Raw genomic sequence first — 14,648 nt, forward strand, 5'->3', positions numbered from 1 at the left:
GTTAGCATGTGAATGCGCAGCCGCTTTTTTTCGTCTGGAGAAAAGCGATGCAATACTGGTTGATGAAGTCCGAGCCCGATGAAGTCAGTATCGACGACGTGATGGCGTCGAAGGATCAGACCACGCCATGGTTCGGCGTGCGTAACTACCAGGCGCGCAATTTCATGCGCGACCAGATGCAGGACGGCGACGGCGTGCTGTTCTATCACTCCAGCTGCCCGGAGCCCGGCATCGCCGGCTTGGCGGTGGTAGTGGGCGGGCCGTATCCCGACGCCACGCAATTCGACAAGAAGAGCAAGTACTACGACGCCAAGGCGACGCCGGAGCAGCCGCGCTGGATTTCGGTCGATGTGAAGGGCACGGAGAAAACCCGTTTGCTGTCGCTGGCCGAGATGCGGACCATCCCTGCGCTGGAGGATATGGTGGTGCTGCAGAAGGGCAGCCGCCTGTCCATCACGCCCGTCACGGCGGCGCAATGGAAGGCGATCGTCAAGCTAATAAAGTAGGTCAAACCCGGCAAGCGTTTAGCGATACGCCCGCATCCCAACTTAGGGGTCGGACCCATTGGGGTCCGACCCCGCATGGCCGTGCGGGTTAGCTGGCTCGGGGAAGGATAGGCGCGCGGCCTTTCTGTTTGACCTTGTAGGCCCACACCAGCATGGCGATGGCGCCGACGATCATCGGCAGCGACAACACCTGGCCGGAGGTGATCGGCATGCCCAGGACGGCGGTCTCCCAGTCGGGCGTGCGGAAGTACTCGGTGAAGAAGCGCGCGCACCCGTACAGCAGCGTATAGAAGGCGCCAACCGCCAGGCGCGGACGCTCCTTGCGCGCGTACAGCCACAGGATGACGAACACCAGCAGGCCGTCGATCAGCATTTGATACAGCGGCGATGGATGGCGCAGCCCTTGCAGGAACACTGGATTGGGGAACAGCGGATACGAAATGTCCGGCCACATCATCGCCCATGGCAGCGACGGATCGGACACCACGCGGCCCGGCAGTTCGGAGTTGATGAAGTTACCGAGGCGTCCCGCTGCGTACCCCAGCGGCACCAGCGGGGCGATGAAGTCGTAGACGTCGAGCAGGTTGCGTCCCGCGCGGCGCGCCCACACCGCCATCGCGATCAACACGCCAATGAAGCCGCCGTGGAAGGACATCCCGCCGTGCCAGATCTTGAAAATCTCGATCGGGTTGGAGAAGTATTTGACCGGCTCATAAAACAGCACCTCGCCGAGGCGGCCGCCGATGACGACACCGAGCATCCCGTAGAACAGCATGTCGTCGAGGTCCTCCTTGCGCCAGCCCTGCGCGGCGATATGCGGCTGCTTGATGCGCACCCGGCCCAGGGTGATGAACAGGGCGAAGGCCAGCACGTACATCAGGCCATACCAGTGGATCGCGACCGGCCCCAGATGAATGGCGACCGGATCGGGCATCGGATGTATCAGCATAGAGCGTTCTTTCCCAGGTTCTTATTCAGTAATTCCAAAAAGCCGCGCAGCACCGGCGACGTATTGTCGCGGCGCCAGGCCAGGCCGGTTTCGACCAGCGGGCCGGTGTCGGCCAAGGCCCGGTATTCTACCCCGGGCCGCATCAGGTTGGAGACCGACTGCGGCACCAGCGCCATGCCCATGCCGGCCGAGACCAGGCTGACGATGGTCTGCATCTGAATCGCCTGCTGGCCGATCTCCGGCGTGATGCCGGCGTCGCGGAACACCGAGAGGATGGCGTCGTACAGCGCCGGCGAAATCGCGCGCGGGAACACGATCAGCGGCAGCCGTGGCATGGCGGCCAGCGCCACCTTGCCCTTTTTCGCCAGCAGCCCGGCCGGCACGGCCAGCACCAGCGGCTCGTTCAGCACCGGCAGGTAGTCCAGTTCCAGTTTGGCCTTGTCGGGCAGCGGTGGGATCAGCAGGCCGGCGTCGATGCGGTTGTGCAGCAGGTCGTCGAGCTGCAGGTCGGAGGTGGCTTCCTGCAGCGTGATCTGCACCTGCGGATAGGCGGCGCGGTAGGCGCGCAGGAAGGGCGGCAGCACGCTGTAGTCGGCCGAGGAGACAAAGGCCAGGGTCAGGCGCCCCACCTCGCCGGCGGCGGCCCGCTGGACCAGCTGCGGCAGCTCCTGGGCCTGCGCCAGCAGCCGCCTGGCCTCCGGCAGCAGCGCGATGCCGGCCGGCGTCAGCGCCACGCCACGGCGGCTACGCTCGAACAGCGCCGCGCCCAACAACTGCTCCAGCGCCTGGATCGTCTGCGACAGCGGCGGCTGCGTCATGTGCAGGCGCAGCGCGGCCTTGCCGAAGTGGAGTTCCTCGGCCACGGTGACGAAATAACGCAGTTGCCTCAGTTCCAGATTCATATGTGTTTGTATTGATATTTACTCTGGTGATATTTTATACGACTCACAGAGTCGAAAATCATATATTTGACACCGGGGCAGGGGCAAGGCAATCTGTCAGGCTACGCTCAAAGCCTTAGAGCCGCCTTATCACTGGAGAAACATCATGCCTGTATATCGTTCCCGCACCACCACCCACGGCCGCAACATGGCCGGCGCCCGCGCCCTGTGGCGCGCCACCGGCATGAAGGATGGCGATTTCGACAAGCCTATCGTCGCCGTGGTTAACTCCTTCACGCAGTTCGTGCCCGGCCACGTGCACCTGAAGGACCTGGGACAACTGGTGGCGCGCGAGATCGAGAAGGCCGGCGGCGTCGCCAAGGAATTCAACACCATCGCCGTCGATGACGGCATCGCCATGGGCCACGGCGGCATGCTGTATTCGCTGCCGTCGCGCGACCTGATCGCCGACTCGGTCGAGTACATGGTCAACGCCCACTGCGCCGACGCCATGGTCTGCATCTCCAACTGCGACAAGATCACGCCGGGCATGCTGATGGCCGCCATGCGCATTAACATTCCGGTGGTGTTCATCTCCGGCGGCCCGATGGAAGCCGGCAAGGTGGTCAAGGTCGTCAACGGCACGCAGAAGATCATCAAGCTCGATCTGGTCGACGCCATGATCAAGGCCGGCGACCAAACCGTCAGCGACGCCGACGTCGCCGAGATCGAGCGTTCCGCCTGTCCGACCTGCGGTTCGTGCTCGGGCATGTTCACCGCGAACTCGATGAACTGTCTGACCGAGGCGCTGGGCCTGGCCCTGCCGGGCAACGGCACCATCCTGGCCACGCACTCGGACCGCGAACAGCTGTTCCTGCGCGCCGGCCGCCTGGTGGTCGAACTGGCCAAGCGCCACTACGAGCAGGACGACTACTCGGTGCTGCCGCGCTCCATCGCCACCAAGGCCGCGTTTGAAAACGCCATGGCGCTCGACGTCTCGATGGGCGGCTCCACCAACACCGTGCTGCACCTGCTGGCGGCCGCGCACGAGGCGGGCGTCGACTTCAACATGGCCGACATCGACCGCATCTCGCGCAAGGTGCCATGCCTGTGCAAGGTCGCTCCGATGACCGACAAGTACCACATCGAGGACGTGCACCGCGCCGGCGGCATTATCGGCATCCTGGGCGAACTGGCGCGCGGCGGTCTGCTCGACACCTCGCTGCCGACCATCCACGCGGCGACCATGGCCGAGGCGATCGAACGCAATGACGTCAAACGCAGCGACGATCCGGCGGTGCACCAGCTGTTCCGGGCCGCGCCGGGTGGCGTGCCGACGCAGACGGCGTTCTCGCAGTCGGAGCGTTTCGCGACGCTGGACCTGGACCGCAGCACCGGCTGCATCCGCGACAAGGCGCACGCCTATTCGCAGGACGGCGGCCTGGCCGTGTTGTACGGTAACCTGGCCGAGAAGGGTTGCATCGTCAAGACGGCCGGCGTCGACGAGAGCATTCTGAAATTCAGCGGCAAGGCGCGCGTGTTCGAAAGCCAGGATGCGGCGGTCGAGGCGATCCTGGGCGATACGGTGCACGAGGGCGACGTCGTCGTCATCCGCTACGAAGGCCCTAAAGGCGGTCCGGGCATGCAGGAGATGCTGTATCCGACTTCGTACATCAAGTCCAAGGGCTTGGGCAAGGCGTGCGCGCTGTTCACCGATGGCCGCTTCTCCGGCGGTTCGTCGGGGCTGGTGATTGGCCACGCTTCGCCGGAGGCGGCCGAGGGTGGCGCAATCGGTTTGGTGGAAGAGGGCGACATGATCGACATCGACATCCCGAACCGCACCATCAACCTGCGCATCAGCGACGCCGATTTGGCGGCGCGCCGCCAGGTGATGGAAGCGAAGGGCGGCGACGCCTGGCAGCCGGTCAACCGCGAGCGTTATGTGTCGCAGGCGTTGCAGGCGTATGCTGCGTTGACCACCTCCGCCGACCGTGGCGCCGTGCGCGATTTGTCGCAGTTGAAGCGTTAAGCGAGGCCGGTAACAACGACAAACCGTGGAAACACGTAGGGCGGATTAGGCGGAACGCCGTAATCGGCCATGCATGCGCCGCCGAGACGCATGCATGGCCGATTACGCTGCGCTAATCCGCCCTACGTGGTTTATCGTTTGTCATGGTACGCGGTGTGTGGCGCCCACTCAATCCGTCACCTCGAACGCCGCGGGGTCCAACTCGTCCAACGTGACGATGGTATTGCGTCCCGGATGCGCGGCCTGCTGCGTCAACCTTGCCGCCAACTGCGCCAGATAATCGGCGCGGCAGCGGCGCAGCACATAATCCCTGAAATTATCCAGTTCCAGATCGCGCCAAGCGCGCTCGCGGCCCTCGTCCGAGCGCACGCGTGCCTGCGCGCGTAATTCGGGCGTGATCTCGGCATCCCCGGCCGTCAAGCGCGTGTAGCCGTAGCGGTCCATGAATTCGCCCGTCACCGTCTCGATGGCATTGATCTCCGGCGTCGTCAGCTGCTGCTTGAACTTGTCGATATTGGCGGCGATCGGCGGATAGCAATTCGACGACCACAACGCCGACAATTGCGAGAGCTGCTTGGCCTCCTGCGAGCCCGCCACGTCCAGCATCTGCGGCAAAAAGTCGATGCCGAGGAAGACGCACACCTGCCGCAGCGTGGTTTCCTGCTGCGACAGGAAATCCTCGTAGCGTATCGTCAGCACCCGGTCCGGCCAGCGCAGCCGCACATGGTCGGCTGCGCGGTGCGCGGCCAGCCAGGTCTGCGCGTTGAGCAGGCTATCGAAGTCGTGGATGATGGCGCGGTTCATCGACGCCACCTGCGCGCGCGGATCGCGCACCACGTTGACGAACAACATATCCGGATACAGCTCCATCTGCTGGTCGGCGTAGTGCACGCTGTCGAGCGACTTGTCCATCACCACGCTGGCGTGCTGGCGCTCGCCGGCGCGCAGCAGCAGCTCCCACACCACGCGGTGGATGCTGCGCGGCTGGTTGCGGATGGTTTCGAAGATCTCGACTGGATCGAACACCGCGCCCGGCCACTTGACCATGCTGACCGCCTGCAGCCCGACCACGTCGGTCACCATGCGGAAGTAGCTGCGGTCGTCGCGCAGGTCGCCGTACAGCGGCACCAGCGGCATCAGGTCGACGATGTGCAGCGGGTAGGGCGAATAGAACTGCGGCGACATGTTCAGCCGCAGGCGCAGCGCGTGGCTGCCGCAGCGGCGCAGCGGTATCATCATCACGGGGCGCGGGCGGACGCCCTGGGCCGCCGGGAGCTTAGGAGTTTTGGGGGCGATAGTCATTCCATGTTCCTTTCAATTCAAAGTACTCGCAAAAGCGTTTCATGAAGCTGGCCAGTTCCTGGCGCGGCAAGCGGTTGATGCCGGCGGCGGCGACCCTGCCGCCGCCGCTGTCGAATTGCTGGCATAGTCCACAGGCGCTGTGCAGCGATGGCGCGCCGGAGCGCACGCTGACCAGATAGGAGCCGTCGGCGCGTTCATTGAGCACGGCGAAGGAGGCGCCGTCGCGCCGCGCCGCCAGCCGGTTGGCCAGCACGCCGCTGACGCGGCGCGACCAGGGTGTCGCCGGCAGCAGGTAGATGGCGCCGCCCGGCTGTTCCAGGTACGGTTGCAGCTCGTGCAGGCGTGCGCAGTCCTCGCGGTAGCCTTCGCGCAGGTCGCGGTAGACGGCGCTGGCGGCGATGAAGTCGAACGGGTTTTCGTAACCGCTCAGTTCCCGGTACAGCGCCTCGGGGGCGATGTGCAGGTCTTCCGTGCATTCGCCGTAGGCGTTGTAGTTGATGGTCTGGCCTAGCTGCGCCAGGTCGGCGATGGCGTCGTCGCGCAGGCCCATCTCCCGCGCCATGGCTTGCCCGACCTGTTCCAGGTTGTCGCCGAAGGCCGCCGTCACTGCCCACAGCCGGTGGCGGCCACCGAGTTGGCGGTCGACCAGGATGCTGGTGCAGACGTCGGCCGAACCGTCGCAGTGCAGGCGCAGGTTGGCATGCTCGAAGGCGCAATCGGCCGAGTGGTGGTCGTAGTAGTCGACTCGCGCGCCGCCGTCCAGCAGGCGCCGCAGCTCGCCGGCGTTGGCGTCGAGCGAGATGTCGAGCACCACCACCTCGGCCGCGCCTTGCGGTACGCGCCGCAGCAGTTCGATATCGCGCTTGACGCCGGTGATCAATGCGGCCTCGGCCGGCGCGTGCAGGCGTAGCTGGTGCAGCGCGCAGATGCCGTCGGCGTCGCCGTTGAAGACGTCATACTTCATAGGCATTACAGAAATCGGTATGACAGGTGATCGAGCAGCTGTTCGCAAGACTGTTCCAGCGACAGTTCGCCGGTGTCGAGCGACATGGCCGGTTCGAGCGGCACTTCGTACGGCGCCGAGACGCCGGTGAATTCCGGTATCAGGCCGGCGCGGGCTTTCGCGTACAGGCCCTTGGGGTCGCGCTCCTCACACACCGCGCAGGGCGTGCTGACGTAGGTCTCGACAAAATTGCCGCTGCCGATGATGTCGCGGGCGATCTCCCGGTCGCTGCGCAAAGGCGAGATGAAGGCGCAGATCACGATCAGGCCCGCGTCGTTCATCAGCCGCGCCACCTCGGCGCTGCGGCGGATGTTCTCCCGGCGGTCGGCCGGCGAGAAGCCCAGGTCGCGGTTCAGGTGGTGGCGCAGATTGTCGCCATCGAGGACGTAGGCCATGTGGCCGGCGGCCATCAGTTTTTTCTCCAGCGCGCACGCCAGGGTGGATTTGCCGGCGCCGCTCAAGCCGGTGAGCCACACGGTGGCCGCCTGCTGGCCCGCCTGGTGCGTGCGCGCCTGCGCCGTCACCTGGCTGGCGTGCCAGAAAAGATGGGGTACGTTGCCGGCCGCGCCGGTGGGTTCGAGTTTGTCCAGTTTGCCCATGATCGTTTCTCCGGTGGCGACTTAGAATTGTTCCCAGCTGTCCGTGGCCAGCGCTTGCGCTTTGGCTTTGGCCTTGGCCGGCGGGCGCGCCGGCGTGTGCGCCAGCCGCTGCACCGGCGCCGCCTTGGCCAGCGCCTTCATGGGCGGGCGCAGCGCGCCGGCCTGCGCCTCGACGCGGAAGATGCCGACCACCTGATTGAGGCTGTTGACCTGGTCCTGCATCGCCTGCGCGGCAGCCGCCGCCTCCTCGACCAGCGCGGCGTTCTGCTGCGTCACGTCGTCCATCTGGGTGACGGCGGTGTTGATTTGCTCGATGCCGTTCGATTGCTCCTGGCTGGCCGACATGATCTCGGACATGATGTCGGTCACGCGCTTGACGCTGGCGACCACCTCGTGCATCGTCGTTCCGGCCTGTTCGACCAGACGGTTGCCCGCTTCGACCTTGTCGACCGAATCGCCGATCAGGTCCTTGATCTCCTTGGCCGCCGCCGCCGAGCGCTGCGCCAGGTTGCGCACCTCGGTCGCGACGACGGCGAAGCCGCGTCCCTGCTCGCCGGCGCGCGCCGCTTCGACGGCCGCGTTGAGCGCCAGGATATTGGTCTGGAAGGCGATGCCGTCGATGACGCCGATGATGTCGACGATCTTGCGCGCCGAGATGTTGATGGCGGCCATCGTGTCGACCACTTGCGCCACCACGGCGCCGCCCTTGACGGCGACGCTGGAGGCCGATTCGGCCAGGCCGTTGGCCTGGCGCGCGTGGTCGGTGTTCAGGCGCACCGTGCTGGTCAACTCCTCCATCGACGAAGCGGTTTCCTCCAGGGTGCTGGCCTGCTGCTCGGTGCGCGAGGACAGGTCGAGGTTGCCGGAGGCGATCTGGCTGGCGGCGGTGGAGATGGTCTCGGTGCTGGCGTGCACCTGGGTGACGATCTGCGCCAGGCTGTCGCGCATGGAGCGCATCGCGAACAGCAGGCTGTGGTTGTCGCCCGGCTTGGTGTCGATCTGCACGGCCAGGTTGCCGGCGGCGATCTGGCCGGCGATCTCGGCGGCGTGTTCCGGTTCGCAGCCCAGTTCGCGCACCACGCCACGCGTGATCAGCACGGCCGCGACCAAGCTGGTCAGCAGGGCCAGCGAGCCGATAATCAGCATCACCGTGCGCGCGCGTTCATAGGCCGCCGCAGCGGCCTGGGTGGCGTCCAGGTTCTGTTTTTCCTCGACGGCGATCAGCTTGCGTATCATGTCCCACCAGGCACGCTGCACCGGGCGGAATTCGTAGCGCAGCAGTTTGTACGCCTCGTCCTGTTTTTGCTCCAGCGCCAACGCGGCCGCGCGCTGGATGAAGGGGGCGGCCATCACGGCCTGCTTCTTGATCTGGTCCAGCAGCTGCTTTTCCTCGGCCGAGGTTTCATCCAGACTGCCGAACATCTGGGACAGTTTGTCCTGGGCAGCGGCGTACTTTTTTTCCTGCTCGGCGATGCGTTTAATCTCGATCTGGATTTCTTTATCTTCTTTTAACAAAATCAGATTGCGCATCGCCAGCGCGCGCTCGGTGACGGTCAAATCCATGGTTTGGGCGAGCCGGGTTTCGACGCCGTTGACGTTGATGATCTCGTCCATGCGGCCCTGAATTTGGCGCATGCTGACCAATCCGAGCGCTATCACTACTATGAGAAACACCGAAACGAGGCCAAATCCCATGCCCAGCCGTTTCGCAATTGTCATGTTACGCGCTTTCATACTTCCTCCTGAGGTCCATCGTGATCCGCATATGCAAATGAGAATTCCGCATATCGGACGATTAATCTTAGTGAGTGCTTTGCGTCAAAAAGTCTCCAATAATCACTTTTGGTTGAGACGCAACAACGCGCGCCGGCATTGACGTGAGGTAAGAGAAGGCATAGCTTTATGCGCCCACAGGCAAGAAGGCGAGCGCGGCGCTACCGGCGCGGGCGGGCGGCTTGCATGGTGCAACAGAAGATGAATGTGGCGGGCTTTGCGGCCACTGTTGCGGTATTACGACTTCTTGTCGAAGTTTTGTTTAACGCGGTCCTTGCGGCGGCGTTCGTCTTCGTTATGCGCTTTTCGTTTGTCCAGGCCAAACAGGGGTTCCAGGAATTCGAACCAGACGAAGGCGAACACGCTCAACGCGACGATCCACCACCAGGAGAGCTGGGCGAACTTCCACACTTCAAAATAACGCAGCCCGGACAGCGCCACGATCAGCAAAATGATAGGCATGTTGGATTTCCTCCTGCCGTCATCTTACAAAGATTCTAGCTTTACTGGGAGCAATATTCTGATTCTGGGTCAACCCTTGGGCGGTTTATGCGTTAAATGCACAATAGTAAAACGCGGTAGAATGATCGACGGATCGATAGCAGGGAACTGATAGCATTAACTTGGAGAGCACAATGAAACGCAATTTGATGATGGTTGGTATGGTAGTGGCCACGGCTTTCGCATCGTCGTCGGCGATGGCGGACGCCGGCACGGATCTGGCGAAGGCGAAAAACTGCATGGCTTGCCACGCTGTCGCGACCAAGCTGGTCGGCCCAGCCTATAAAGATGTGGCCGCGAAATACGCCGGTCAAAAGGACGCCGAAGCCAAGCTGGTCACCAAAGTGATCAAGGGCGGCTCGGGCACCTGGGGCGCGATCCCGATGCCGGCCAACCCGCAGGTGAGCGAGGCGGAAGCCAAGACCTTGGTGAAATGGGTACTGGCGCAGAAGTGATCCACTTCTGGCCGGCATAAAAAAAACGCATCCCACGGGATGCGTTTTTTGTTGGGCCGCGTGGTTTATTTGACCACTTCGACCTTGGTTTTCTTGCCGTCGGTGTAGGTGTACAAGGTCAGCGCGCCGTCCTTGATGTCGCCTTTCGGGTCGAACGAGATCAGGCCGGTCACGCCCTGGTACTTGATCTTGTGCAGGAACGGCAAGTACTTGGCCGGCTGCGACGATTTGGCGTCGGCCATCGCGGTGGCCATCGTCATGATGGCGTCGTAGACGTACGGCGCGTAGATCTGCACGTCGGCGTTGTATTTCTTCTTGTAGCGGGCGACGAAGTCGTCCATGTTCTTTTGCTGATCCGGCGACACGCCGCCGGCTTCGGCGCAGATCACCGTGCCGTTGGTGGCGGCGTCGCCGGCCAGCTTGGCGAACGGTTCGGTGCAGATGCCGTCGCCGCCCATGTATTTGGCCTTGATGCCCAGCGCCTTCATCTGGCGCAGCAGCGGGCCGCCGACCGAGTCCATGCCGCCGAAGAACACCAGGTCCGGGTTCTTGCCCTTGATGGTGGTCAGGATGGCGTTGAAGTCGGTGGCCTTGTCGTTGGTGAATTCCTTGCCGACGATTTGCACGCCCGGCAGCGCTTTCTTGGCGCCCTTGATGAATTCGTCGGCGACGCCCTGGCCGTAGGCGGTGCGGTCGTCGATGACGGCGATCTTCTTGGCGCCCATCTTGCCGACGGCGTAGGCACCCAGCGTGCCGCCCAGCTTGGCGTCGTTGGCGACCACGCGGAACGTCGAGTTGAAGCCTTGCTGCGTGTACTTGGTCTGGGTGGTCGCAGGCGAAATCTGTGGAATGCCGGCGTCGTAGTAGATCTTCGAGGCCGGGATGCTGGTGCCCGAGTTCAGGTGGCCGATCACGCCGTTGACCTTGGCGTCGACCAGCTTCTGCGCGACCGCCGTGCCTTGTTTTGGATCGCTGGCGTCGTCTTCCAGTTGCAGCACGAACTTGACCGGCTTGCCGTCGATCTTGAAGCCTTTGGCGTTCAATTCCTCGACTGCCATCTTGGCGCCGTTTTCATTGTCCTTGCCCAAGTGAGCCGATGGACCCGAGACCGGGCCGACGTGGCCGATCTTGATCACTTCTTGCGCACTGGCGCTGCCGGCGAAAGCCAGGGCGATGGCGAGTGGAATGAATTTAGATTTGAACAGCATATATATTCTCCAATGGTTGAATAGTCGACGGCTGTCTTGTGAACGCCGCAGTTTTTTTCTGCAAGGCCAAAAGGTACAACAAATTATTGCCCGCGCAAAGGAGGAAAGACGAAAGAAGTGCGAAAGTTTTGCGCTTTTATGATGCAGCTCCAGAATTGGTATGGCTATGTGTGATGCATTACCAGAATTGGTGCGGCGCTGCGCGCAAACGGGGCGGTCCGCGCACCGTTCGGGCGCGGACCGGGAGGGGGAGGATTATTTCTTTTGCGCCTGCAGATGCGTCAGCTCCTGCGACACGGCGCGGGCGACGATTTTCTCGATGGTGTCGTGCAGGCCGATGCGGATCTCGTTGGTCAGGCCGTGCAGCGCGTGCGTCAGCACCTCGGCCATGCTGTCCTTGATGCGCTGCTCGAGCACGAAGTCGACGCGCGATTGCAGCTTGCCCATGATGCGCTCGGACAGGCGATGTTCCAGCATCGCCCACTCGGCGTCGCTCCAGCCGTCGACGGCTTCGGCTTCGAGCTGGGCCGCCATTTCGGCCCGGGTGGAGGTAGCGTGCGGCGGGTTGGCCGTTTCGCCGGGCAGCAGGTCCCCGCCCAGCGGCTCGGCTTTGAGGACTTCCGTCAATACAGGGATACTGGCGTCAAACGATTGGGCTTGGCTCATGATTTTCCTGTGACAAAGTGGGTAAGTGGGTAGTCTTGCTGCTTGTACGCGACATAGCGCTTGCGGCCGGCAGCCGCATCATCCTCGTCGGAGGAAATCACTTCTATCATGCGCTCGAACTCGGCAACCCTGGCCGAGGAGCGGCGCGACAAATTCACTAATAATTCGGTGTGTGGTAATTCCGCCTCATCGTTGTCGGCGAGCACGATCGGCGTGTGCGGCGCGAGCGGATCGCCGGCCAGCACGTGCGGCAGAAAGTCGGTCGCCGAAAATGCCCACATCGCCGCGTTAAGTTCCGTCAGTTGTGCCTCATCTTCCGCCATCAGCACCACACGATGGTTGGCCGCCCAGGCCTTGCGCACGAGGCGGCAGGCGTAGGCGATCTTGTCCGGCACGTTGGTGTGGAAATCGATGCGTGTCATAGCTGTTGTTCTGTTCTGTAGAGGGGAATGGCGCGCGGCGCTGGCCGTGTGATTCCAGTTTATGCGAAAACCGTTTTTGCCGCTGGCATCGATGTTGCTATCGACGGCGCTTGCGACACGGCGTAAAACAAAAATGCCGCGCGACATCCTGCGATGCGCGCGGCGGTATATCGATTAAGAGATATTAATTCAGGCAGCCATACCGCTGTGACGCAGCAGCGCGTCGATGCTCGGCTCGCGGCCGCGGAAGGCGGTGAACGATTCGAGCGCCGGACGCGAGCCGCCGACCGACAGGATCTCTTGCAGATAGCGCTTGCCGGTCTCCGTGGTGGCCGCCGGTCCCAGCGCCTTGGCTTCCTCGAAGGCCGCGTAGGCGTCGGCGGACAACACCTCGGCCCACTTGTAGCTGTAGTAGCCGGCCGCGTAGCCACCGGCGAAAATGTGGCCGAAGGAGTTCTGGAAGCGGTTGAACGCCGGCGGAATGATCAGCGCGAACTTGGCGCGCACTTCGTCGATTAACTGCTGCACGGTCTTGCCGGTGCTGGCGTCGTAGTCGTAGTGCAGGTGCATGTCCAGCAGCGAGAACTCGACCTGGCGCAGGGTCTGCAAACCGGACTGGAAATTTTTAGCGGCCAGCATCTTGTCGTACAGCGCGCGTGGCAGCGGTTTGCCGGTGACGGCGTGCGCGGTCATGTGCTCCAGCACTTCCCATTCCCAGCAGAAGTTTTCCATGAACTGCGACGGCAGTTCGACCGCGTCCCACTCGACGCCGGAGATGCCAGACACGCCCAGCTCGTCGACGGCCGTCAGCATGTGGTGCAAGCCGTGGCCGAACTCGTGGAACAGGGTGATCACTTCATCGTGCGTGAACAGCGACGGCTGCGCCTTGCCGTCAACCACGGCCGGTTCGGTGAAGTTGCAGGTCAGGTAGGCGATCGGCGTTTGCACGGTCTGCTTGTCGGCGCGGCGGCCACGGGCGTCGTCCATCCAGGCGCCGCCGCTCTTGCCGGCGCGCGCGTACAGGTCCAGGTAGAACTGGCCGATCAGTTTGCCGTCGCGTTCGATGCGGAAGAAGCGCACGTCCTTGTGCCAGACCGGCGCGTCGTCCGGTTTGATCTCGACCGTGAACAGGTTCTGGATCAGGCGGAACAGGCCGTCCACCACTTTGTGTTCAGGGAAGTATTGCTTCACTTCCTGCGCGGAAAACGCATAGCGTTGTTCCTGTAGTTTCTCGGATGCGTACGGAATGTCCCACGCCTTCAGGTCGTCGATGCCCAGCTCGGCCTTGGCGAACTGGCGCAGCTCTTCCAGGTCCTTCTCGGCGAACGGACGGGCGCGCTTGGCCAGGTCTTCCAGGAAGTTGACCACCTCGTCCGGCGACTTGGCCATCTTCGGCACCAGCGACACCTCGGCGAAGTTGTTGTAGCCGAGCAGCTTGGCTTCCTCGTCGCGCAGCTTGAGCAGGGTGACGATGTTTTGCGTGTTGTCCCACTCGTCCTTTTTGCTGAAGACCTCGCCTTGCTCGGACGCCTTGGTGGCGTTGGCGCGGTAGACGGTCTCGCGCAGCTCGCGCTTGTGGGCGAATTGCAGGATCGGGTAGTAGGACGGGAAGTGCAGCGAGAACTGATAGCCTTGCTTGCCGTCTTTTTCGGCGGCGGCGCGGGCGGCGGCCTTGACGTCGTCCGGCAGCCCGGCCAGGTCGGCCTCGTCGGTCACCAGCAGCTTGTAATCGTTGGTGGCGTCGAGCACGTTTTCGGAGAAGCGGGTCGACACCGACGCGTGCTCTTCCTGGATAGCGGCGAAGCGTTCCTTCTTATCGGCCGGCAGTTCGGCGCCGCCCATGCGGAAATCGCGGATGGCGTTGTCGACGATGCGCTTGCGCGCCGGCGACAGGGTGGCGAACTCGGGCGAGGCGCGCAGCGCCTTGTATTTGTCGAACAGCGCCTCGTTCTGCGCCAGCGCGGTCCAGAACTCGGTGACCTTGGGCTGGTTCTCGTTGAAGGTCGCGCGCAGCTCTGGCGTGTCGACGACGTTGTTCAGATGGCTGACGATGCCCCAGGCGCGCCCCAGCAGCTCGGTGGCGTTCTCCAGCGGCGTGACGAAGTTCTCCCACGTCACTTGTTCCGAAGGCGATTGCAACTGCTCGACGACGGCGCGGCTCTTGGCCAGCAGGTCCTCGATGGCCGGGGTGACATGCTCGGGCTTGATCGCGTCGAAACGCGCCAGGCCGGAAAAATCGAGAAGGGGGTTCTGTGCGTCTGTGGTCATGTCAGCTTCCATATGTTTGGTTACGTGCGTACGCGGGAACCGTTCAACCCGCCCTGCGGCACACCGGGGTCGTACCCGTTCGGGTA

14 protein-coding genes are annotated in these 14,648 nt (G+C 63.3%); 3 read left to right on the forward strand and 11 right to left on the reverse strand.

The genetic code is table 11. The annotated features are described in order from the left end of the window. The first annotated feature begins 47 nt into the window (after positions 1 to 47). Positions 48 to 506: an EVE domain-containing protein gene (locus tag NHH88_07890; GenBank protein USX15689.1), complete on the forward strand. Its 459-nt coding sequence runs from the start codon at positions 48 to 50 to the stop codon at positions 504 to 506. An 88-nt stretch (positions 507 to 594) separates the two neighbouring features. Here NHH88_07890 and lgt read toward each other — a convergent pair whose 3' ends face one another. Together lgt and NHH88_07900 are read right to left on the reverse strand one after the other, a co-directional pair. After that, a complete protein-coding gene (lgt, locus tag NHH88_07895) occupies positions 595 to 1,455 on the reverse strand; it encodes a prolipoprotein diacylglyceryl transferase (GenBank protein USX15690.1) in 861 nt (286 codons plus the stop codon). Further along, complete coding sequence (locus NHH88_07900) at positions 1,449 to 2,357, reverse strand: LysR family transcriptional regulator (GenBank protein USX15691.1); 909 nt, start codon at positions 2,355 to 2,357, stop codon at positions 1,449 to 1,451. Before NHH88_07900 ends, lgt begins: the two co-directional genes overlap by 7 nt. Before the next feature lie 145 nt (positions 2,358 to 2,502). Between NHH88_07900 and ilvD the strand changes: the two genes are divergently transcribed. Further along, entirely contained in the window at positions 2,503 to 4,365 is a 1,863-nt protein-coding gene (ilvD, locus tag NHH88_07905; protein USX15692.1) for a dihydroxy-acid dehydratase, read from the forward strand. A 168-nt stretch (positions 4,366 to 4,533) separates the two neighbouring features. Here the strand turns inward: ilvD and NHH88_07910 are convergent, their stop codons facing one another. From NHH88_07910 to NHH88_07930, 5 genes are all read right to left on the reverse strand, one after another. Beyond that, entirely contained in the window at positions 4,534 to 5,667 is a 1,134-nt protein-coding gene (locus NHH88_07910) for a sulfotransferase (protein ID USX15693.1), read from the reverse strand. Then, positions 5,642 to 6,637, reverse strand: coding sequence for a hypothetical protein (locus tag NHH88_07915; GenBank protein ID USX15694.1), 996 nt, complete (start codon positions 6,635 to 6,637; stop codon positions 5,642 to 5,644). Before NHH88_07915 ends, NHH88_07910 begins: the two co-directional genes overlap by 26 nt. Next, positions 6,637 to 7,269, reverse strand: coding sequence for an adenylyl-sulfate kinase (gene cysC, locus NHH88_07920; GenBank protein USX15695.1), 633 nt, complete (start codon positions 7,267 to 7,269; stop codon positions 6,637 to 6,639). The genes NHH88_07915 and cysC overlap by 1 nt, the downstream gene beginning before the upstream one ends. 21 nt (positions 7,270 to 7,290) lie before the next feature. After that, positions 7,291 to 9,003, reverse strand: coding sequence for a methyl-accepting chemotaxis protein (locus NHH88_07925; protein ID USX15696.1), 1,713 nt, complete (start codon positions 9,001 to 9,003; stop codon positions 7,291 to 7,293). A 276-nt stretch (positions 9,004 to 9,279) separates the two neighbouring features. Beyond that, positions 9,280 to 9,504, reverse strand: a complete 225-nt coding sequence (locus tag NHH88_07930) for a TIGR04438 family Trp-rich protein (GenBank protein USX15697.1) — start codon at positions 9,502 to 9,504, stop codon at positions 9,280 to 9,282. A 200-nt stretch (positions 9,505 to 9,704) separates the two neighbouring features. Between NHH88_07930 and NHH88_07935 the strand changes: the two genes are divergently transcribed. Further along, positions 9,705 to 9,998, forward strand: a complete 294-nt coding sequence (locus NHH88_07935; GenBank protein ID USX17293.1) for a c-type cytochrome — start codon at positions 9,705 to 9,707, stop codon at positions 9,996 to 9,998. 65 nt (positions 9,999 to 10,063) lie between these two features. Here NHH88_07935 and NHH88_07940 read toward each other — a convergent pair whose 3' ends face one another. The 4 genes from NHH88_07940 to NHH88_07955 all read right to left on the reverse strand — a co-directional run bounded on the left by NHH88_07940 (position 10,064) and on the right by NHH88_07955 (position 14,562). Then, positions 10,064 to 11,206, reverse strand: coding sequence for a branched-chain amino acid ABC transporter substrate-binding protein (locus tag NHH88_07940; protein ID USX15698.1), 1,143 nt, complete (start codon positions 11,204 to 11,206; stop codon positions 10,064 to 10,066). A gap of 255 nt (positions 11,207 to 11,461) precedes the next feature. Continuing rightward, a complete protein-coding gene (locus NHH88_07945) occupies positions 11,462 to 11,872 on the reverse strand; it encodes a hypothetical protein (protein USX15699.1) in 411 nt (136 codons plus the stop codon). Next, positions 11,869 to 12,294 carry a DNA polymerase III subunit chi gene (locus NHH88_07950; GenBank protein USX17294.1) on the reverse strand — a complete coding sequence of 142 codons (426 nt, stop codon included), beginning with the start codon at positions 12,292 to 12,294 and terminating at the stop codon, positions 11,869 to 11,871. The genes NHH88_07945 and NHH88_07950 overlap by 4 nt, the downstream gene beginning before the upstream one ends. 189 nt (positions 12,295 to 12,483) lie before the next feature. Next, a complete protein-coding gene (locus tag NHH88_07955; protein ID USX15700.1) occupies positions 12,484 to 14,562 on the reverse strand; it encodes a M3 family metallopeptidase in 2,079 nt (692 codons plus the stop codon). Positions 14,563 to 14,648: the final 86 nt, after the last annotated feature.

It is taken from the genome of Oxalobacteraceae bacterium OTU3CAMAD1 (assembly GCA_024123915.1).
In the GTDB taxonomy this organism is placed as follows: Bacteria; Pseudomonadota; Gammaproteobacteria; order Burkholderiales; family Burkholderiaceae_D; genus Rugamonas.

Coding starts and splice junctions, on each gene's coding strand:
- NHH88_07890 (USX15689.1), top strand. CDS start 48: ATGCAATACTGGTTGATGAAGTCCGAGCCCGATGAAGTCAGTATCGAC.
- lgt (USX15690.1), bottom strand. CDS start 1,455: ATGCTGATACATCCGATGCCCGATCCGGTCGCCATTCATCTGGGGCCG.
- NHH88_07900 (USX15691.1), bottom strand. CDS start 2,357: ATGAATCTGGAACTGAGGCAACTGCGTTATTTCGTCACCGTGGCCGAG.
- ilvD (USX15692.1), top strand. CDS start 2,503: ATGCCTGTATATCGTTCCCGCACCACCACCCACGGCCGCAACATGGCC.
- NHH88_07910 (USX15693.1), bottom strand. CDS start 5,667: ATGACTATCGCCCCCAAAACTCCTAAGCTCCCGGCGGCCCAGGGCGTC.
- NHH88_07915 (USX15694.1), bottom strand. CDS start 6,637: ATGCCTATGAAGTATGACGTCTTCAACGGCGACGCCGACGGCATCTGC.
- cysC (USX15695.1), bottom strand. CDS start 7,269: ATGGGCAAACTGGACAAACTCGAACCCACCGGCGCGGCCGGCAACGTA.
- NHH88_07925 (USX15696.1), bottom strand. CDS start 9,003: ATGAAAGCGCGTAACATGACAATTGCGAAACGGCTGGGCATGGGATTT.
- NHH88_07930 (USX15697.1), bottom strand. CDS start 9,504: ATGCCTATCATTTTGCTGATCGTGGCGCTGTCCGGGCTGCGTTATTTT.
- NHH88_07935 (USX17293.1), top strand. CDS start 9,705: ATGGTAGTGGCCACGGCTTTCGCATCGTCGTCGGCGATGGCGGACGCC.
- NHH88_07940 (USX15698.1), bottom strand. CDS start 11,206: ATGCTGTTCAAATCTAAATTCATTCCACTCGCCATCGCCCTGGCTTTC.
- NHH88_07945 (USX15699.1), bottom strand. CDS start 11,872: ATGAGCCAAGCCCAATCGTTTGACGCCAGTATCCCTGTATTGACGGAA.
- NHH88_07950 (USX17294.1), bottom strand. CDS start 12,294: ATGACACGCATCGATTTCCACACCAACGTGCCGGACAAGATCGCCTAC.
- NHH88_07955 (USX15700.1), bottom strand. CDS start 14,562: ATGACCACAGACGCACAGAACCCCCTTCTCGATTTTTCCGGCCTGGCG.